The sequence below is a fragment of the Streptosporangium canum genome (assembly GCF_900113865.1).
GTDB classification, from domain to species: Bacteria; Actinomycetota; Actinomycetes; order Streptosporangiales; family Streptosporangiaceae; genus Streptosporangium; species Streptosporangium canum.
Genome location: NZ_FOQY01000019.1, coordinates 114,240 through 133,776, shown reverse-complemented (window position 1 = coordinate 133,776; position 19,537 = coordinate 114,240). Strand labels below are relative to the sequence as shown.

The window sequence follows — 19,537 nt, the reverse complement described above, 5'->3', positions numbered from 1 at the left end:
CCAGAGTCGGCAGTTTCCTGAACTGCCTTCGAGCACGCCGCATTTGGGACGTTCTGCGCGCCCCAGTCTCCCCGATTCACCTGCGTCGCATCAACGACGGATCCGATAACGTCTTTTAACCCTGAGCTAAAGAATCCGGAGGCCCGCCCATGGAGATGCGAGAGATCGAGATCTTTCTGACGGCGGCCGAGGAGCTGCACTTCAGCCGTACGGCCGAGCGGCTGGGCATCAGCCCGGCCCGCGTCAGCCAAACGATCAAAAAGCAGGAGCGGCGCATCGGCGCGCCCCTGTTCGACCGCACCACCCGAGCCGTGCGTCTCTCCCCACTCGGTGAGCAGCTGCACCAAGCGCTCAAAAGCGGCCACCGGCAGATCATGCAAGGGATCGCGACCGCTCAGGCCACCGCCGACGGCACCGCGGGAACACTGACCCTCGGCACCCTCGGCCCGTACTCCCTACAGATCAAGAACGTTCTCGACCTGTTCCTGGCCCGCCACCCGAACGCCCGCCTCCAGCATCGCGAGATCCAGCCGGCCTCCCCTCTGGACCTGCTCAAGTCGGGCGAGCTGGACGTGGCCTACCTATGGCTGCCGATCCGCGAGCCCGAACTGACCGTCAGAGCGGCCGCCGATGCCCAGCGACCGGCGGGGTAGCGCCACAAGGACTCTACTGACGGGCACGTGATGCCTGTCTCCGGACCGGCCCCGGCCGGAGCGGGCTCGGTCCCGCCGGCGGCTCAGCCGATCCAGACGGCCTTGATGTTGCAGAACTCGCGGATGCCGTGCGCGGACAGCTCCCGGCCGTACCCGGAGTTCTTGACCCCGCCGAACGGCAGCTCGGGATAGGAGACGACCATGCCGTTGATGCAGACGATGCCGGCCTCCAGGTCGGTGATGAAGCGCTCCTGCTCGACCACGTCGGCGGTCCAGGCGTTGGAGCCGAGTCCGAAGGAGGTGATGTTGGCCAGGGCGAGCGCCTCGTCGATGTCGCCGACCCGGTACAGCGAGGCGACCGGGCCGAACACCTCCTCGCCGAACAGCCTCATCTCCGGGGTGACGCCGGCGACCACGGTCGGCTGGTAGAACCAGCCGGGCCGGTCGGGGCTCCATCCTCCGCACAGCACCCGCGCGCCGCGCCCGGCCGCGTCGGCCACGATCTTCTCGACGTCGTCGCGTCCCTGCCGGGTGGCGAGCGGCCCCACATCGGTCGACTCGTCCTCCGGATCCCCCACCCGCAGCGCCTCCATCCGCGCCACGAACCGGTCGGCGAAGTCGTCGTACACCTCGGCGTGCACGATGAACCGCTTGGCCGCGATGCAGGACTGGCCGTTGTTCTGCACCCGCGCGGTGACCGCGGTGGCCACGGCGCCGTCGAGGTCGGCGGACGGCATCACGATGTAGGGGTCCGAACCGCCCAGCTCCAGGACGGTCTTCTTGACCTCGCTGCCCGCGATCGCGGCGACCGACCGGCCGGCCGGCTCGGACCCGGTCAGCGTGGCCGCCACCACCCGCCGGTCCCGCAGGACCGCCTCGACCTGCCCGGAGCCGATCAGCAGGGTCTGGAAGCAACCGCGCGGGAACCCCGCCCGGGCGAACAGCTCGCCCAGGTAGAGCGCGGTCTGCGGCACGTTCGAGGCGTGCTTGAGCAGCCCCACGTTGCCGGCCATCAGCGCCGGGGCGGCGAACCGGACCGCCTGCCACAGGGGGAAGTTCCACGGCATCACCGCGAGCACCGGCCCGAGCGGCTGGTAGCGCGCGTACGCCTTGCGCGCTCCCACCGCGGGGGCGTCCGCCGGCTCGTCGGCCAGGAACTCCTCGGCGTGCTCGGCGTAGTAGCGCATCCCCTTCACGCACTTGGCCACCTCCGCCCGGGCCGAGACCAGCGTCTTGCCCATCTCGGTGGTCATCAGCCGGGCCACCTGCTCCTGCTCGGACTCCAGCAGGCCGGCGGCGCTCTGCATCCAGGCCGCCCGCTGCTTGAAATCGGTGGCGCGGTAGATCTCGAACTCCGCGGCGGCGAGTGCGAGCCGCTCGTCCACCTCGTGTTCGCTCAGCGGTTCGAAGGTCTTCAGCGTCTCCCCCGTGGCGGGGTTGATCGTCGCGATCGCCATCGCTACCTCCTCGGCAACCGTCGCCCTCGGACGACTCGGCGTCCTGTCCCCCTGTCATCGGGATCCGCTCCGCTCCGTGGGGAGCGGACGAGACGGATCCAGCACCGGCCACTTGCCCCTTTTCTCGGGATTTACACAATTACTCAATGAAAGGGGATATTCAGGAGGTAAGCGGGAGATGTGGGCACTCCGCTAGTGGGTACGGGATACCTCACGATCCTGTTTCGGGAGGTCAGGCCATGAATGCTGAACGCGGCAGCGCCAAGCACAGCCCGCGCGTCGATGATGAGCAGAAGCACGAGACCCAAGGTGTCGTCCACGGCAGCGGCCCCGCCCACACCGAGGAATGGGCGGACCCCCAGGGGATCGTGGACCCCGAGGAGGAGACGGCCCCCAGGAGGTACCCGCCGGGACACGAGCCCGGCACCCCCGAGGGCATCACCGCCGTGGAGGTCGAGCGCCGCAGCGCCATCGCGAAGTGGCTGAGCGACGCCCACTGGCCGTCGGACCGCGACGAGCTCATGGCGCACGCCGAGGCGAAGATGGCCCCCGACGCCATCGTCGAGAGCCTGCGCGACCTGCCCGACGGGGAGTTCCACAACGTCGGCGAGGTGGCCCGGGCACTCGGGCTCGGGGCGGAACGCCGCCGCTGGTAGTGCCCCTCCGGGCGCGCCTCAGAACTGGTCGGCCGCGAAAGGCGCGGCGGGGGTGGCCAGCGCGGCGTCGAGGCGCCCAGCCGCACCCGGGGTGTGCTCGACGGCGAGCCCCGCGGCGACGAGCCTGCGCACCGGGACATCACCGAGATAGGCGGAGGCGAGGTCGCGCACGGCGAGCGTCAGGTCGGGCGCGGAATCGGTACGGGTGCAGGACGCGCCGCCGGGGCCGGCCCGCAGGCTCCAGCGGCCGTGGTTGGCGGGGATGTGCTCGTCCCGGATCTCCAGGACGACCTCCACCTCCCGCGCCCAGCCTCGCCGGGTGAGCGCGGCCTCCAGATCGACCAGCCGCAGCCAGAGCGCGGGCCAGGTCCGCGTCACGATCACCTGGTCCGGGTCGGCGGCCAGCAGGGGCAGCAGGTCGTCGACCGGCCGCGCCCAGCAGCGGATCCGGCCGGTCAGGTCGACCGAGGCCAGGTAGCGCCAGAGCGCCGCCTCCGCCTCGGCCGTGTCGGCCTCCAACTCGACGAGCTGCACCACGCCGGGCACGCCGATGCTGTCGTCCCCCTGCTTGGCGCGGTAGACGGCGTACCCGCGGGGCTCCTCGCCGAGCACGACGACGCGCGGGGCGGTCAGGTCGTCGTCCTCCTCATCGGCCTCGGGGAGCACGGACTTGGCCCACCATCGCCCGTCCCGCAGGAACTGGCCCGCGCGGCGGGTGGCGGCCCTGCCGTACAGCGGGCCGACGACCTCGGCCGCCTCGGCGGGGGCGATCAGCCGGAGCGGTCCGGGGTCGGGCTCCACGCGCAGGCCGAGGGGCCGGTCCGTGGCCACCTCCATGCTGATCGCCCGGGTGGCGGCGCCGAAACCGAACCTCCCGTAGATCGCGGCCTCCGACACGTACAGCGCGGCCAGGGGTTCGCCGCGCTCGGCCAGGTCGCTCCAGAGCCGGTCCAGCATCGCGGTCAGCACGCCTCGCCTGCGGTGCGTGGGCAGCACCGCGACGAAGGTGACGCCGGAGCATCCCAGGGTGCCGCCCGGCACCGTCATGCCCAGCGGCAGGCAGGCCATGAACCCCACCAGGCGGTCGCCGTCGTAGGCCCCGATGCGGTGGGCCAGCAGGAAGCGCCATCGGCGTGCCCCGCGTTCCGCGTCGTCGGTCCGTCCGTGGAAGACGATGTCGCTGAGCTCGAAGATCTGCTCGAAGTCGGACTCGGGGACGTGGCGGATCTCAATCATGGACACCCGCGCGACCATACCCATCCGTGCGAGCCCGGCCAAGCGGATATCGCCGCACCGGGCACGGGTCAGCGGGCCGCGCCGCGCACGGCCTCGCCGCCGCGCTCGCCGAGGGTCCGGCGGAAACGGGCCAGCAGCAGGAAGGCGGTGACGGCCAGCCCGGCGAGCAGGCCCACCCAGGCGCCGACCGGCCCCGCTCCGGCGACGTGGCCGAGCAGCCAGGCGGCCGGCAGGCCGACGGCCCAGTAGCCGATCAAGGTCATCCGGAAGCCGGACCTGGTGTCGTCGAGACCTCGGAGCAGGCCGACGCCGATGTTCTGGGCGCTGTCGAAGTACTGCAGCACGGCGGCCACCACGAGCAGGTCCGCGGCCACCGCGAGCGCGGCGGGGTCGGCGTCGAGGAAGGGACGCAGCACCGCCTCGGGCAGGAGCAGGTAGACGGCGGCGATCACGGTCGCGACCAGGGCGCCGTGGACGAGCGCGGTCCGGCCGACCCGCGCGGCGGAGCCGTACCCGTCGACCGCGACCTCGCCGCTGACGCTGATCGAGGCGGCGTGGGACAGGCCGACGCTCATCTGGAAGACGATGTAGACGAGCTGGTTCACCGCCGTGTGCGCGGCGAGCGCGGCGGCGCCGAAGCTGCCCATGAGCAGCGCGACCACCGAGAAGAAGCCCGCCTCGGAACCGTAGGTCGCCGCGATCGGCACGCCGAGGCGGGCCAGCCCCCGCAGGCGGTCCGGACGGACCCGCCAGGCGTCCAGCGCGAGCATCGGGGCGAGCACGGGATCGCGCCGGGTGATCGCGTAGAGCGCCAGGAAGGACAGCAGGTAGACCAGCGCGGTGGCCAGGCCCACCCCGGCGAGGCCGAACGGGTGGATGAGCACCCAGTTCAGGCCGGCGTTCACGGCGATGGACACCACAGTGATCCACACCAGCGCCTTGGGCCGCCGCATGCCGACGGTGAACTGGCGGATCACCTGGAACCACAGGCAGGGCACCAGGCCGGGTGCGAGGGCCAGCAGCATCGGCCGGGCCAGCTCGATCACCCGGGGGTCCTGGCCGAGCCAGGCGAGCAGGTGCCCCAGGCCCACCATGAGCAGGGCGCCCGCCACACCGGCGAGCGTGGCCAGCGTCATGCCCGCCCGCACCAGGTCACGGAGCTCCGACCGCTCGCCGCCGCGCGCGGACGCCGCCGCCACCTGGTTGCCCAGGCCCGTCACCAGGCCGACCCCCATGGTCCTGAGCTGGTTGAACAGCACGATCGCCAGGCCGCCCGCGGCGAGTGCCTCGGTGCCGAGCAGGCCCATCATCACCGTGTCGGTGGTCGTCAGCGCGACCTGGGCGAGCTGGGTGAGGGCCAGGGGCAGGGCGAGCGCCGCGAGCTTCCGACTCTCCTGGAACACCTTTTCCTCCCCATGCCCCACGGCCATAGTTTTAGGACAGGCATACCTTTCCTTGAACTACGGACATGAAACCGGGATGGTCGTGGGTCCGATGACGCGGCAGCCGATCGGAGCCGGCGCGGTCACCGACGACCTCCCGGGCACCGGCGACCCGGACCACGCCAGGGCCATCCGGCAGCGCACCCGCGACCCGGACCACGCCAAACCTGGTGAACGCCGGCGGTCACCCCACTGGACATCACGGGCTTATGCAATGGAAGCGACAAAAGCCATGCCGCACCGCTACGGTTTCCCCCGAGGGGCGGCTCTTGGACGTGCTTCCTTCTATCACTCTTATTTTTAAAGACACTAGCGCGTCCGCTCTCCGCCCCTCTTCGCGTTCCCGAGACGGGCAGGAGACCGTGATGGACCCGCTGGCCGAGATCCTGCTGCGGCGGCGGCGGCTCGTGGCGCTCCGCCCGCTGGCCGCCGGGGAGACCCCCGTCCCGACCCGGCGGCCGTCCTCTCGGCGGCGCAAGTCCCGCGTGATCGCCTCCCCCACGCTCCAGCAGGGCGTCCAGGCGCTGGAGGCCCAGCTCCTGGAGTACGGCTTCCTGCTGTCCCCCGGCCTCAGGGACGCGCTGGGCCGGCTGGACGCGGGCGAGCTGACCCGGGCCGGGCGCCGGCTCGCGCAGGCCGTACTGGCCGAGCTGGGCGGTCACGTGGAGCACGTGCCGATGTTCCGTGGGTTTCCCGAGAGCGTGCCCGCCGACACGGCGGAGTTCTTCGTCCGCCGGATGTTCGCCGTCCTGCTCCAGCACCCCGAGCAGCCGTGCGTGCTCTGCGGGAAGGCGGGCTCCGTGCACGCGGTCTCCCCCTGCGCGCACCTGGTCTGCCACGCGTGCTGGGACGGCTCCGACTTCGCGGGCTGCCCGATCTGCCACCGCCGGATCGACCCGGCCGACCCGTTCCTGCGCCCTTCCGCGGCCCCGGCCGACACGACCGTCCCGCTCCCCTGCCACCGCCTCGCCCTGCTCTCCCTCTGCGAGGATCCCCCGGCGGTCTCCGGGGAGATCCTGGACACCCTGCTCGCCCGCCGCACCCCGCTCTCCCCGCAGGACCGCGCGGACGTGGTCACGCTGGTCCGCGCGGGCGGGCCGGAGACCGCCGGGCGGCTGCCCGAGCGCATCCCGGTCCGCGAGACGCGCGCCGCCGTGCTCGCCGCGCTGCTGCCCGTGCTCGACGCGGCGGCCGTGCGGGATCTGCTCGACCGGCACGTGGACACCGCCACCGACGTGCTGCGCCTGCTGTACGCGCTCATGGGCGGCGACCCCGGCCTGCGCACCCGGCTCGCGCGCCGCGCCTCGCTCCCCCGTCCGGTACGGCGGGCGCTGCTGGCCCGCCTGGACGCCCTGGCCCTGCCCTCCGTCGTGGAGGACCTGCACCGGCACGCCGAGGCGTGGAAGCGCATGGCCGAGGTGCTGCATCCGCACGAGTTCCACCGCCGCCACCCCACGGTGGCGCTGGCCTTCGCGGTGCTGCGCGGCACCCCGCTGACCGGCGAGCTCGGGGAGGCGATGCTGGAGCGGGCGGCCGGGCATCCCGAGGTGCTGCGGGTGGAGGGCGCGCGGCTGCGCCTGCACACCTTCGCCGGCCGGGTCGAGGCGGCGCTGCGCGCGGGCGAGCCGGCGCTGCCCCTGCTCGCCGCCCGGCCGGGCGAGCTGGTCCGGCGGCTCGGCCAGGTCCTGGGCGCCGGCGAGAAGGGCGCCGCCGAGGCGGTCGCCGCCGCCGCGCCGCACGTCGCCCCCGGGGTGCTGATCGCCGCCCTCGGCGGCCTGCGGACGCCGCCCGGCGGGACGCGGCTGTTCTTCCCGCGCGGCGACACCGCACGCGCCTGGGCGCAGCCGGACGAGCGGCCGGAACTGCCCGCCGGCGAGGTCGCGCCGGTCCTCGCGGCGCTGACCGCCGAGCTGCTGCGCCGGGCCGCCGCGCTGCCCCCGCTCGGGCGGGTGCTGCTGGACGAGGGGCTGGACGACCTGATCGCACCCACGGCGGAGCGCTCGGACTCCGCCGCCCTGGTCCGGATGCCGCGCGGCAGCGTGCAGCCGCTGCCCCGCGACGAGCGGATCCGGCTGTTCCTGCACTGGGCCGAGCCCGGGGACGAGCGCGTCGACCTCGACCTGTCGGTGGCGATCTACGACGCGCGCTGGAAATTCGTGGGCCTGTGCGACTACACGGACCTGCGTCTGGGCCGGACCGCCGCCGTGCACTCGGGCGACCTGACCTCGGCCCCGGAGCCGCTCGGCGCCTCGGAGTTCGTGGACCTCGACGTCACCCGGCTGCTGGTCCTGGGCGGGCGCTACGCGGTGCCGGTCGTGTTCAGCTTCGACGACGTGCCCTTCGACAGGCTCGTGCGCGGCTTCGCCGGGTTCATGAGCCGGCCCGCCGGCCTGTTCGACCCGCGGGCCGTCGAGCAGCGGTTCGATCTGACCGGCTCCTCCAGGATCCACGTCCCGCTGGTGGCCGACCTGTGGTCACGCACGATGCGCTGGGTGGACCTCAACCAGAGCAGCACCGGGTACGGGCACAACGTGGCCGGCAACCACCGGCGGCTCGCCCTCCTCGGGTCCGCGATGGAGGACGCCTACGGGCTGGCCGAACGGGTCACGCTGTGGGAGGTGGCGTGCTGGCACGCCGCCGCACGGGCCGGGGAGGTGCTGACGCGCCGCCCCGACGGCTCCGTCTCCCGCTACGCGCGCCGGGCCGGCGAGGACGTCGCCGGCTTCGCCGACCGGCTGCTGCGGCGTGAGGACGACGGGCCCTGGCGGGGCCCGGTGGACGGCGCGGATCTCGCCGTGCTCGTCCACGCGGATGTGGAGCCGCCCGCGGGCTCCCAGCTCTACGCGCTGTATCCGTGGAGCGTGGACACCGACCGGGTGGACCTGCTGGACGCGGCCGACCTGGTCGGTCTCCTGGCTCCGGAGCCCGCGGGCTGACAGATCAGTCCCGGACGCGGGAGGAGCGGAACAGCTTGGCCGCGAACATGACCACCACGGCGACCAGGCCGATGATCAGAGCCCACTTGAGCAGTCCGAAGACGAAGCCCAGGAGCGAGCCGAGCAGGAAGAAGGCGAGCACCACGGCCGCCACGATCAGCAGAATTCGTCCCATGCCCCAACGCTATGCCCCGGTACGGCCCGGCGGCAGGGCCGGGGGCCGAAGTCAGGGACAAGCCAGGGTCACCCCCTCAGGGATCTCCCCCGTCACGGCCGGCGAGGCGGTCCCGCCGTACCGGCACCGTGCCCCGCGTCAGGGCGTAGGCGACGCCGAGCGCTCCCCCGGCCCCGAGGACGACGGCCAGGGCCGGGGGGATCGCGGAGGCGCCGCCGGTCAGCACGGTGACGGGCAGGCACACGGCGACGGACATGGCGATCACACCCCCGGCCCGGCCCAGCCAACCGGCCTGCAGCGCCACGGGAACGCGCGCCCGCACCGGTATGTGAGCGGCGATGGCGGCCATGCCGTGGTGGATGTAGAGGAGCGCCCCGATGGCCAGCGCCACGGTCCAGGACGGGGCGTGGCCGTACACGACGGTGGTCAGCAGCCAGGCCACCACGGTCACGACCTCCAGGCAGAGCACCCAGGCGTTCTCCGGTTCGGCGGCGGCGAGCAGCCCGATCAGGGCGGCCAGCAGCGGCATGACGATCCCGGCGCGGTAGTCCGGCGGCATCGCCACGAGCAGGGCCGTCGTCCCGACGGCCCACATCAGCATCCGCCAGCTCAGCGAGTGCGGCGTGGTCACCGCGGCACCGCGGCGATCCGGGCGGCGTCCCGCAGGATGGCGTCCAGGCTGCCCGAGCCGCGCCACGCCTCGACCGGCACCCCGGCCTCGCGCAGGCGGCCGATGGTGTTGTCGCGTTCCAGCCGCCAGAGCCGCTCCGCCAGGTCCGACCATTCGGTGTCGGCCCGGCGGCGGAGCCCGGCGGGCAGGGTGTCGACCGCGACCAGCGGACGGCGTCCGCGGGCCAGGGTGGCCAGGACGGTGGCGCTGCGCGGGTCCAGGAGCGGGGTGAGCATGATGACCAGGGCGTTGGAGGCCGGCGGTCCGGTGATCGGCGGCCGGTCGCCGAGCGCGTCCCAGCCCTCGGGCATGGGTCTGATCTCGGCCAGCCAGGCGAGCTGGGCCAGATGGTGCCGCCGGCCCGTGCCGGGGCGCAGCCTCCGCAGCCGGGGCCCGAACTCCGCCAGGGAGACCCTGTCGCCCTGGCGGGTGTAGTGCTCGGCGATCGCGGCGGCGGCACGGACGGTGACGTCCAGCACGCTCGCCGTGCCGTCGTCTCCGTCCGCCTCGTGCAGGACGTCCAGCAGCAGCACGATCTCGGCGTCGCGTTCGGGCTGGGTGGCGTTGACGTACGGCTCGCGGGTGCGCAGGGTGGTCCGCCAGTCGATGCGGCGCAGCCGGTCACCCGGTCGGTAGGGCCGTACCCCGGCGAGCTCCCCGCCCTCCCCGAGCCGGCGGGACCGGTGGATCCCGGACATCCCGTCGGCCCGGGGCACGGAGACGTGCGAGGCGAACGGCTCGGCGACGGGCAGGGCCCGCACGTTCCCGGCGGGCAGCACCAGTTCGGGGAACTCCATCAGCCCGTCACAGGCGATCACCCGGACCCGTACCGGCCCCAGCGGGTGGACGCCCCAGCGCCGGGCCGTGCCGGTGAGCGCCACCTCGGCGGGCGGCGCCACGACGTGGTGCCTGACGTCTTGGTGCAGGCCGGGCGAGACGGCGGGGCTGACCACGCACAGCGTCGAACGGTCGGCGTCCACGGTTACCGAGGCTCTGACGGCGCCCCCCTCGGTGACGGCGGCGTCGGCGAGGTGGAGGGCTGCCCTGGGGGATCCGGCCGGCCGGGAGCGCAGGCTGACCGCCGTGCCCAGCACGAACGGCACGGCCATGACCAGCAGGTCCACCCGGCCCAGCGTCACCGCGAGCAGGCACAGCCCGACGCTGAGCACGACGGCGCGGCGCAGCGCCGCGGTGGAGGTCCACATCACGTGCCGCCGGTGTAGGCGGGGAGCTGCCCGGAGGGGGGAACGGGGGTGCGGGCGCAGACCTCCTCGACGATCGAGACCGGGTCGACGCGGCGCAGCCACATCTCCGGGCGGAGGCTGATCCGGTGGGACAGCGCGGCCGGCGCGACCCGCTTGACGTCTTCGGGGATGACGTAGTCGCGGCCGTCGAGCACCGCGCGGGCGCGGGCTGTCAGCAGGAGGGCCAGCGAGCCGCGGGGGGAGGCCCCGACCTGGAGCTGGGGGTGCTCCCGGGTGGCGGACACGATGTCGACGATGTAGCGGCCGACCGAGTCCTCCACGGCCACCTCCTCCAGCGCCCGCTGCATCTCCCGCAGGGTGACGGCGTCCACGACGGGTTCGAGCACGCTCTCCTCGGTACGGCGGGCCATCCGGCGTCCCAGCATCGTCCACTCCTCCTCCGGGGACGGGTAGCCGAAGGACACCCGGAGCAGGAACCGGTCGAGCTGGGCCTCGGGCAGCGGGTAGGTGCCCTCGTACTCGATCGGGTTGGCGGTGGCGAGCACATGGAACGGGGCCCGCAGCGGGTGCGTGACGCCTTCGACGCTGACCTGGCGTTCCTGCATGGCTTCCAGCAGGGCCGCCTGGGTCTTGGGCGGAGTGCGGTTGATCTCGTCGGCGAGCAGCAGGTTGGTGAAGACCGGGCCCTTGCGGAAGACGAAGTCGCCGTCGCGCTGGTTGTAGAGGAACGAGCCGGTCACGTCGGCCGGCAGCAGGTCGGGGGTGAACTGCAGGCGGGTGAAGTCCAGGCCGAGGACCTGCCCGAAGCAGCGGGCGGTGAGGGTCTTGGCCAGGCCGGGAAAGTCCTCCAGGAGCACATGCCCGCCGGCCAGGATTGCGGCCAGCACCAGTTCCAGCGCGTCACGCTTGCCGACCACGACGGTGTTGAGCCGGTCGAGCACCTCGCGTGCGTGCCTGCCCACCTCGGCGGGTTTCATCTATATCTCCTCGATGCGCGCGATCAGGCGGGCCAGCTCGGCGCGGGTCGGGACCGCCGTCACGGGGACGGTGATCAGCTCGTACAGTTCGCCGCCGAGGATCTCCGCGGCCCGGCCGGGGCCGATCGCGCCGTGCCGTCGGCGGAGCCGTTCCACGGCCAGTTCGGCCAGGCGGCGCTGGACGAGCGAGCGGAACCTGGGCAGGTCGTCCCGGGTGGAGACGAGCCGATGCTCCCACCACCGGGCCTGGGCGAACGCCCGGTCCGCCGGCTCCGCGGCGGCGGCCGCGCGGGGCGGACCGGACGGCTTCGGCGGGATGACCGGGATCCGGCGGACGATCACGACGGCCAGCGCGACGGCGGCCGCCAGGATCCCGAGGTGCCACAGGAGGGCCGTCAAGGCGACAGCTCCGCGTCCACCTCGGCCAGCGCCCGCCGGGCCGTGCCGCGCAGTGATTCGGCCACCTCGTGGGGGGCGTAGCGCGCCTGGCGGTAGGCGGCGGCGAGGCGGCCGAGCGCCGGGCCGCTCACCCTGTGCGCGGCGAGCAGCCGGGTGACCAGGTCGCCGGGGGTGTCGGCGGCCATGCGCGGGGTCCCGGCCCTGGCGGCGGCGTGTTCCAGCCGGAGCCAGCAGGCGATCACGGCGCGGCGCGGGTCGTCCCCGGCGTCGAGGTCGGTCAGGGCCGCCCGGAGCGCGGCCCGCATCTCGTCGGCGGCGGCCGGCGGTCTCTCCTGCGCCGGGCGGGCCGCGGGCGGCCGGTCGCCGGAGCGCATGAGCATCCTGACCAGCATGACGATCACGGGTGCGGCGAGCACCGCGCCGACCACGATCACGGCCCAGAAGGCGAACCGCCCCGTCGGGTCCTCGCCCACGGGCAGAACGTCGGCGCTCCGGCTCCGGACCGGGACGGGACTGCGCACGGGAGGCTCCGGGAGGAGAACGTCGAGATCGAACGCGCCGTCGAGCCGGATCCCGTCGGCGGCGAGCGCGACGGCCGTCAGCCCCGCGACGGCCAGGGCGAACGGTGTCCACCGGCGCCACCGGCCCGTCGGGGAACTCCCTGAACGGCGCATATCGGGGATCACTCCATCAGTGGTCCGGCTCCCCGTCAATAGCCGGGTCCGTACGGGCCGCCGCCGGGCGTCGATCCCCGGCGGCGGCCCGCCCACCGGAAGGAGCGGCTAGCCGAGAGCCGATCGGCCGCCGACCAGGGGGAGCTCGACCGAGCTGTCACCGGGCTCGACCGAGACGCCGGTCCCGGCGGGCAGGCGGAGCGTGAAGTCGCGGTCGGTGGAGATGAGCACGACCCCGATCCGGTGGCCGGCCTTGACGACGTAGTCGGTCGGCTGGAGGTCGAAGTCGAAGTCGTAGAAGCGGCCCTCGCGGAGCAGGTCGGTCCGGGAGGCGGAGTGGCGGTTGCGGACGTCGATCCAGCCCCTGGTGATGATCTTGTAGGGGGCGGTCACCGTGACGTGCTCGGCGAGGCGGGCGCAGCCGGTGTCCCCCGGCACGCCCTGGCCGTAGCAGACCGGGGTGGGGCCGTAGCTGACGCCGCCGTAGGCGCGGGCGTCGGTGCCGTAGTCGACCAGCAGGGCCGTCAGATAGGGCGAGCGCCCGCCTCCGAACGCCGCCCTGACCGAGACGGCCGGGGTGCCGGAGAGCCGGGCGTCCTTCGCCAGCACCGGCGACAGGTAGGCCAGCCGGTTGGGGTCGGTGGCCGTGATGTTCTCGGCCAGCTGCTCGGCCGTGCGGACGTTCTGGTCGGTGAAGGACTCCACGGCGTGGCCGCCGGAGCGCTCCCGGCTCAGGGTGCCGTTCTGGCCGCCCGTCCCGGCCGCCAGGCGCAGCCGTACGTCACGGGTGCCGGGCAGCGGCCACGAGGCGTGCTGGGCCCACTGGCCCGGCCCCGACTCCACGTCCGCCTGCGGCTCGTCCATGATGCCGTTGCGCAGGCCGTACAGGTAGAAGTCGAACCAGTGGTGGAGCTGGCGCAGCCACTCGGTGTTGCGCTGGGCGAAGGAGAAGGGGTTGAAGTGGGCGCCCTGATGGAGCCAGATCTTGCGCGGCACGCCCCGCCGCTCGAGCGCGTCCCACCACTGGACGGCCTGCTTGGTCTTGACGTTCCAGTCGTTGAGGCCGTGGACCACGAAGACGCTGGCGCGGACCTTGCCCACGTCCTTGAGGTAGTTGCGCCCGTCCCAGAAGGCGGAGTAGTCGCCGGTGACCCGGTCCTGGTCGCGTTCGATCTCGTCCATCAGCGCGCCGCAGGCCTGCTCGGCGTTCTCCCTGGTGAGGACGTAGCGGGCCAGCACGTCGGCGTCCTCGCCCTGGTAGCCGCCGGCGGCGATCACGCCGCCGTTGGCCCGGTAGTAGTCGTACCAGGAGGAGATGGCCGCGATCGGCACGATCGTCTTGAGCCCCTTGACTCCGGTCGCGGCGACGGCGTAGGAGAGCGTGCCGTTGTAGGAGACGCCGGTCATGCCGACGTTGCCGGTCGACCAGTCGGCCCGGATCTCGTTCCCGGACGCGTCGAAGCCCCGGGCCCGGCCGTTGAGCCAGTCGATGGCGGCCTTGGGCCCGGCGGTCTCGTTGGCCAGGCCGGTCGTCGGGCAGCCGGTCGCGCGGCCCGAGCCGAGGTTCTCCACCAGCGCGACCGCGTAGCCGCGCGGCACGAAGTAGTTGTCGTAGTAGCCGCGGAAGGGAGGCGCGGCCGCGCGGGAGGCGGCCAGGTCCTCGTCGAGGCCGAACATCTCATCGCGCAGGTCGTTGAACTTGTTGCGCCGGTACTCCATGCCCGCGGGGTCGGACCCGTCGAGGTCCACCACGTGGTTGGGCACGTCGTTGCCGCCCGCGTAGTAGGGGCTGGCCTCCATGATGACGGGGACCTTCAGCCCGGAGGCGGTCTCCTTGGGCCGCATGATGTCGACGGCGACCCGGTCCGGACGGCCGTCACGGTCGCTGTCGACCCCTGCGACCTCGACGAACACGGTCTCGGCCAGGGCGTCGGCGCGTGAGTAGACGGGCTGGGTCTCGTTGTCCGCGATCGGGGCGGACGCGGATCGCGCGACGGCGGCGCTCTCCGTCGGGGCGGTCGCGGATCGCGCGGCCGCGGCGGGCAGGACGCCGGAGGGGAGGGCGACCGCCAGGGTGATGAGGACTGTCTTCCATCTGTTCATCGAGGGGGACTCCGAGAGGGTCGATGAAAATCTGACGACTCCGGCCAATGTCCTGCGAAACAATCTTCACCTGCAAGATCCATGGTGTAAAGGATCGAGCGGTCATCCCGCGTTTCGCGCGAGTTCCAGGGCGTAGGAGGAGAACCACTCACCCGGCCGGGGCTCTCCCCGGTGGCAGTCGCCGTCGGACTCCCCCGGCCGTTTGATCCACAGGAAGGCGTCCACCCGGTCGTGCCCGGTCCGGGTCGTCGGCTCCTCGCCCAGCGCCCGCCCCCTGGGGTTGCACCAGGTGTCGGCGCCCTCGCGCAGCGGGCCGTTGCCGTTGCGCGAGGTGTCGATCACGTAGTGCGCCCCGCCGAGCCCGTCCGACAGGCGCCGGGCGGCGGCGACGCTCTCCTCGGTGGTGAAGAAGTTGCTGACGTTGAAGGCGAAGCCGTCGGCCTCGGTCACCCCGGCCTGCCGCATCGGCTCGGCCCAGTCGTCGGCGTTCTTGATCCAGCCGGCGTTCCCGGCGTCCAGGTAGACCTTGGCGTTGGGCTGCTTCTTCAGCGTCCGCACCGCCTCACGGAGCAGGCCGAGGCGTTCGGCCGCCCTGCCGCCCTGGGTGCAGCTGTCGAGGATGTGCGCCAGCGCGTCGGGTTCGACGATGACCCAGGCGGGGCGGTCGCCGAGGGCCTCGGCGAAGCGGCCGATCCACGAGCGGTACTCGTCGGCGCTCGCGGCGCCGCCCGCCGAGAACTGGCCGCAGTCGCGGTCGGGGATGTGGTAGGCCACCAGGACCGGCACCTGGCCGGCCTCCCGCGCCTTGGCGGTGATGTCGGAGACCCTGGCGTGCGGGTCCTGGTCACCGATCCAGATCGCGTTCGGCTGCTCGGCGATCCTGCGGATCAGCGCCGCGTCCTCGGTCTTCCCCTCCCCCTCCAGCCTGCGGAGCTCGCCGACGGCGGTGCCTTCGGGGTCGACGTAGAAGCGCGTCGCGCCGGAGCCGTCCGTGGTCGAGGGGGGACCTTCACCGCAGGCCGTCGCCACGAGGGCGAAGGCCAGCGCGGTGGCCGCGCGGCCGTACCTGTTCATCGATCTCCTCCGATGTGGACCCAGCGGGCCGGGGACGGTGTCCCCTTCGCGGTGACGCCGAACAGCATGTACCAGCCGGGCGGAGCCAGGGCGGGGTTGGTCGGGACCGTGACGACGATACCGGTGGGCACCCGGGTGAATTCGAGCTTGATGGAGCGCTGTTCCACGTCCGTGACATGGGTGACCGCGCTCGGCCGCATCAGCCGGACCTCCTGGATGCGCTCGGCGTCGGGGGTCTTGAACCCCGCCCGGGAGCCCATGCCGAGCATCCGCCGCCCATCGGTGATCATCGGCCGTTTCTCGCCGTTGTACAGGTAGGTCGGGGTGTAGATCTCGATCCGCTGGTCGAACGAGCCGGGGATCGTGCCCGCCTCGTCGGCGAAGAGCGGGTCGGAGCCCATGCTGAGCACCCGGCCGTCGGGCAGCAGAAGTCCCTCGGCGTGGTAGTTGCGGCCCACCGCGGGCGCCGCGGCCTCGTGGAAGCTGTTGCTCTTCGGGCGGTAGACCTCGGCCCGCAGGACGTCGCTGTCGCCCCGGCCGCGGTAGTCGCTGGAGCCGTTGAAGGAGAACACGGTGTCGTCGGGGAGCAGCACCGCCGACGGGTAGCGCACCGGGTCGGAGAGGTCCGGACCGCGGACGTAGCGGGGCGCGGGCTGCTTGAGGTCGATGATGGCGGTCCGGTCGGTGGCGTTGGGCAGGCCCGGCTGGCGCTCCCCGACCGGTCCGCCGCCCATCACCATGATCCGCTGGTCCTGCGCGGGGGGCAGCAGCACCGAGGCGCCGGTCTCGTTGAGCTCCGGCTCGGGCAGCCCGGGGACCGGGGTGAAGGCCTCCATCTCGTCGGGCGCCACGCCGCCGACGCCGCCGGCGGACTTGATCAGGCGGTCGGTGTCGCGGCGGTAGTCCCAGATGCCGGGGGGACGGAGCGCGAGCTGGCCCGGACCGTATCCGGCGCTCATGCCGGAGAAGAACAGGGTGTCGTCGTCCAGCAGGAACAGCGCCGGGTAGCTGGGGAAGAACCGCTTGGGCCCCGGGATCCAGGTTCTGGTCTGCGGGTCGTAGAACTCGTTGTCCCTGGTGATCTGCCCCACGGTGTCCAGGCCGGAGACCGTCATCACCTTGCCGTCGGGCAGGGCGGTCATCGTCGGGTACCAGCGCCCCTCGGCCATGTCCTGGACCTTGATGTAGCGCTCGGCGATCGGATCGAACTCGTAGGCGTCCTTGATGCCCTGGAAGTCCTGCTTCTCCAGCGTCATGTCGGCGCCCATGGCGTACAGGTTCCGCTTCTCCCTGCCGGTCAGCCCCTGGATCTCGTACTTGACGTAGCCGCCGGGCGAGGTGAAGACGCCGGGGGCGCCCTCGACCACGGACTCGGCGAACACCTTGGTCTCGCTGGGCTTGATCCGGGCCTTGCCCGGCACGCCGCTCTCGATCTTCTCGGCGGGCGGCACCGTGATGTGCGCGGTGGTGCGGTAGAGCCTCCCGTTGGGGGCCGCGATCAGGGTGCCGGGGTGGAGCTGCCGGCGGATGTGCGGGCTCTCGTTCTTCACCACCAGGGCCCCTCCGGCCCTCTTCACCTTGCTCTTGAGCACCTCGAAGCGGAGCGTGCCGCCGGCGATGAGGAGGTTGCCGTTCGGCAGCAGCACGTGGCCGGCGCAGAAGAAGTCGACGGGCGTGTCGATCATCTTGAACTCGCCCGCCTGGCCCGGCTTGGTCGGGTCCCAGAGCACGGTCTTGAAGGTGCCCTTGTCGAAGTTGGCGGCGTTGTTGCCGGAGCCGGCGACGATGAGCACCTTGCCGGTGCGCAGCAGCGCCGCGTGGATGGCGTTGACCTTGAACTCGTCGGGGACGTCCAGGAAGCTCCAGTGGCCGTAGCGCGCCTTGTAGTCGTCCCGGTTGATCCGGTAGTCGTGCCACTGGCGGGAGGCGAAACCGGCGACGGCCGGCAGGTTGACCCCGACGATCACGGCGATCACGGCGGCGGCGATCAGGTTCTTACGCAGACGGCTCAACGGTTACCTCGGCTGGTCCACGCCCAGGTCGCCAGGGGCCCCAGGCAGATCACGAGGGCGAGAAACACCCACAGGGTCATGACCAGGTGCACGTGCCCGGTCCAGAAGACGGTGAGCAGCAGCCCACCACCGAAGATCACGGCCCACCACAGATGGATGCGGAAAGTCGCGATCTGATCGGGACTGGCGGAGTCGCCCTTGGGGGTGACGACGAACTTGCTCGGCCGCCGCAGCGCGGCCCCGATCAGCGAGGCCACGTAGATGGGCGCCGACAGCGCCGACATGACCATCCCCGCGACCCCGGAGGAGCCCTCCGGCTCGTGCGGGCTGACGTTGTGCCGGCGGTTCCAGGTGTAGAGCATGACCTGCAGCAGCGCGGCGTCGCCGTACAGCATCAGCCACACGTCCATGGGCACGGTCACGCCCGAGCCGCCCACCGCCATGAAGAGGGTGGCGCTCAGCCCGGCCAGCAGCCAGTTGAGCGCGGACATCGGATAGAACGTCACCATCAGGCTGTAGTTGAACAGCCGTCCGGGCGACAGCCGGAACGCCGCCCGCCAGAACTGGGTGAGCAGCGTCTCGTAGGTGCCCCTGCTCCAGCGGAGCTGCTGGGTGAAGAAGTCGGTCCACGACGACGGCCCCTCGCCCACGGCGAGCACGTCCGGGGTGTAGACCGACATCCAGCGCTCCCCGGTCTCCGGGTCGCGGGAGCGGTGGAACTCGATGCCGGTGGCCATGTCCTCGGTGATCGAGTCGTACAGGCCGCCGATCTGCTTGAGCGCCCGGATCCGCACCGCGTTGTTGGTGCCGACGAACATCGGCGCCCCGTACAGGTTGCCGGCACGCTGGATCAGGGAGTGGAAGAGGAACTGCTGGCTCTCGGCGGCCTTGGTGACCCCGGCGGTGTAGTTGCCGTAGACCTGGGGGCCGACCACGAAGGCCACGCGCGGGTCGCGGAAGTATCCGAGCATGCGCTCGCAGAACTCCGGCAGCGGCACGTGGTCGGTGTCGACCGAGACGAAGAAGTCGTAGTCGTCGCCGTGGGCGTCCAGCCAGCTGTTGTAGTTGCCGTGCTTGGTCTTCGCCCGGAAGGAGCCCTTGGCCTGGTTCCACTCGGGCACGCCCTTGCGGCTGAAGTGGCGGGCGCCCAGCCAGTCGCAGAGCTCGCGGATCTCGGGGTCGTCGCCCTCGTCCAGCAGCCACACGTCGAGCACCCCGTCATGGCGGATCTGCAGGGCGGCGGACAGGGTCTCCCGGACCATCTCCAGCGGCTCCTTGCCGGGCACGCAGGTGGTGATGAAGGCCACCCTGCTGCCCGGCTCGGGCGGGACCGGGAGCGGGTCCCTGGCCGCCAGCATGGCGTGCACGTTGGAGACCACACTGACCAGGCGGAATATCTCGATCAGGGCGATCGCCACGAGCATGACCTTGTCGGCGACCGGGATGTACCACGGGAGCATGCCGTAGGGGTCGACGCGCACCGTCCAGTGGCTGGGCAGCAGCAGCCAGGCCATCATGGTGAACTCCACCACGAGCGCGGCGACCATCAGCAGCACCGCCCGCACCCGGTGCGGCTCGCTGGCGAGCATGGAGCGGTACTGGACGCGGTACGGCCGTCCGGGCTCCGGTTCGGTCACGGGGCCGGCGAGCTGGCTGAACCGCTCGTAGTCGTAGAGGATGATCTTCGCTCTGTCGGCCGGGGAACTCATCGGTTCGGCGACCTCACAACACGCACGACGAAGACCAGCACTGTCCCCCCAGATGGATCGCACCGGCCGCCCACGTAAAGACGCGGTCACGTCCGGCCCGCGGATCGGTAAACCGCCAACATCATATTGGGGCGGTAAGGCGAATCTCACCCGATTCGG

Annotated in this window: 16 protein-coding genes; 3 read left to right on the top strand and 13 right to left on the bottom strand. The window is 72.4% G+C overall.

The features are described from left to right. Positions 1 to 149 precede the first annotated feature (149 nt). On the top strand, positions 150 to 653 hold the full coding sequence (locus BM085_RS25935; RefSeq protein ID WP_245789699.1) for a LysR family transcriptional regulator: 504 nt from the start codon (positions 150 to 152) through the stop codon (positions 651 to 653). Between the two features lie 83 nt (positions 654 to 736). Here the strand turns inward: BM085_RS25935 and BM085_RS25930 are convergent, their stop codons facing one another. Then, positions 737 to 2,110 carry an NADP-dependent succinic semialdehyde dehydrogenase gene (locus BM085_RS25930; RefSeq protein ID WP_093889508.1) on the bottom strand — a complete coding sequence of 458 codons (1,374 nt, stop codon included), beginning with the start codon at positions 2,108 to 2,110 and terminating at the stop codon, positions 737 to 739. Positions 2,111 to 2,349: 239 nt separating this feature from the next. Here BM085_RS25930 and BM085_RS25925 point away from each other — a divergent pair, with 239 nt between their 5' ends. Further along, positions 2,350 to 2,766, top strand: a complete 417-nt coding sequence (locus BM085_RS25925; protein ID WP_031168853.1) for a DUF2795 domain-containing protein — start codon at positions 2,350 to 2,352, stop codon at positions 2,764 to 2,766. Between the two features lie 18 nt (positions 2,767 to 2,784). On the opposite strand, the gene BM085_RS25920 is transcribed toward BM085_RS25925, so the two are convergent. Together BM085_RS25920 and BM085_RS25915 are read right to left on the bottom strand one after the other, a co-directional pair. After that, positions 2,785 to 4,002, bottom strand: coding sequence for a GNAT family N-acetyltransferase (locus BM085_RS25920; protein WP_093889553.1), 1,218 nt, complete (start codon positions 4,000 to 4,002; stop codon positions 2,785 to 2,787). A gap of 68 nt (positions 4,003 to 4,070) precedes the next feature. Further along, entirely contained in the window at positions 4,071 to 5,405 is a 1,335-nt protein-coding gene (locus BM085_RS25915) for an MATE family efflux transporter (RefSeq protein ID WP_218158828.1), read from the bottom strand. Positions 5,406 to 5,809: 404 nt separating this feature from the next. On the opposite strand from BM085_RS25915, the gene BM085_RS25910 reads away from it, so the two are divergent. After that, the gene (locus BM085_RS25910; protein WP_093889506.1) at positions 5,810 to 8,380 is read left to right on the top strand and encodes an MXAN_6230/SCO0854 family RING domain-containing protein; all 2,571 of its coding nucleotides are present in this window, start codon (positions 5,810 to 5,812) and stop codon (positions 8,378 to 8,380) included. Positions 8,381 to 8,384: 4 nt separating this feature from the next. On the opposite strand, the gene BM085_RS43395 is transcribed toward BM085_RS25910, so the two are convergent. The 10 genes from BM085_RS43395 to BM085_RS25865 all read right to left on the bottom strand — a co-directional run bounded on the left by BM085_RS43395 (position 8,385) and on the right by BM085_RS25865 (position 19,378). Beyond that, on the bottom strand, positions 8,385 to 8,555 hold the full coding sequence (locus BM085_RS43395; protein ID WP_143121072.1) for a DUF4175 domain-containing protein: 171 nt from the start codon (positions 8,553 to 8,555) through the stop codon (positions 8,385 to 8,387). Between the two features lie 76 nt (positions 8,556 to 8,631). Then, a complete protein-coding gene (locus tag BM085_RS25905; protein ID WP_093889505.1) occupies positions 8,632 to 9,186 on the bottom strand; it encodes a hypothetical protein in 555 nt (184 codons plus the stop codon). After that, positions 9,183 to 10,430, bottom strand: a complete 1,248-nt coding sequence (locus BM085_RS25900; RefSeq protein ID WP_093889504.1) for a DUF58 domain-containing protein — start codon at positions 10,428 to 10,430, stop codon at positions 9,183 to 9,185. Before BM085_RS25900 ends, BM085_RS25905 begins: the two co-directional genes overlap by 4 nt. After that, positions 10,430 to 11,407: an AAA family ATPase gene (locus BM085_RS25895; RefSeq protein WP_093889503.1), complete on the bottom strand. Its 978-nt coding sequence runs from the start codon at positions 11,405 to 11,407 to the stop codon at positions 10,430 to 10,432. The genes BM085_RS25900 and BM085_RS25895 overlap by 1 nt, the downstream gene beginning before the upstream one ends. Continuing rightward, the gene (locus tag BM085_RS25890; protein WP_093889502.1) at positions 11,408 to 11,806 is read right to left on the bottom strand and encodes a hypothetical protein; all 399 of its coding nucleotides are present in this window, start codon (positions 11,804 to 11,806) and stop codon (positions 11,408 to 11,410) included. Further along, positions 11,803 to 12,480 carry a DUF4129 domain-containing protein gene (locus BM085_RS25885; RefSeq protein WP_093889501.1) on the bottom strand — a complete coding sequence of 226 codons (678 nt, stop codon included), beginning with the start codon at positions 12,478 to 12,480 and terminating at the stop codon, positions 11,803 to 11,805. Before BM085_RS25885 ends, BM085_RS25890 begins: the two co-directional genes overlap by 4 nt. A 108-nt stretch (positions 12,481 to 12,588) precedes the next feature. Beyond that, positions 12,589 to 14,583, bottom strand: a complete 1,995-nt coding sequence (locus BM085_RS25880) for a Xaa-Pro dipeptidyl-peptidase (RefSeq protein WP_093889500.1) — start codon at positions 14,581 to 14,583, stop codon at positions 12,589 to 12,591. Between the two features lie 102 nt (positions 14,584 to 14,685). Next, positions 14,686 to 15,657 carry a glycoside hydrolase family 6 protein gene (locus tag BM085_RS25875; RefSeq protein WP_093889499.1) on the bottom strand — a complete coding sequence of 324 codons (972 nt, stop codon included), beginning with the start codon at positions 15,655 to 15,657 and terminating at the stop codon, positions 14,686 to 14,688. Next, on the bottom strand, positions 15,654 to 17,669 hold the full coding sequence (glxA, locus tag BM085_RS25870) for a radical copper oxidase GlxA (RefSeq protein ID WP_093889498.1): 2,016 nt from the start codon (positions 17,667 to 17,669) through the stop codon (positions 15,654 to 15,656). The genes BM085_RS25875 and glxA overlap by 4 nt, the downstream gene beginning before the upstream one ends. Beyond that, complete coding sequence (locus tag BM085_RS25865; RefSeq protein ID WP_093889497.1) at positions 17,666 to 19,378, bottom strand: glycosyltransferase family 2 protein; 1,713 nt, start codon at positions 19,376 to 19,378, stop codon at positions 17,666 to 17,668. The genes glxA and BM085_RS25865 overlap by 4 nt, the downstream gene beginning before the upstream one ends. Positions 19,379 to 19,537: the final 159 nt, after the last annotated feature.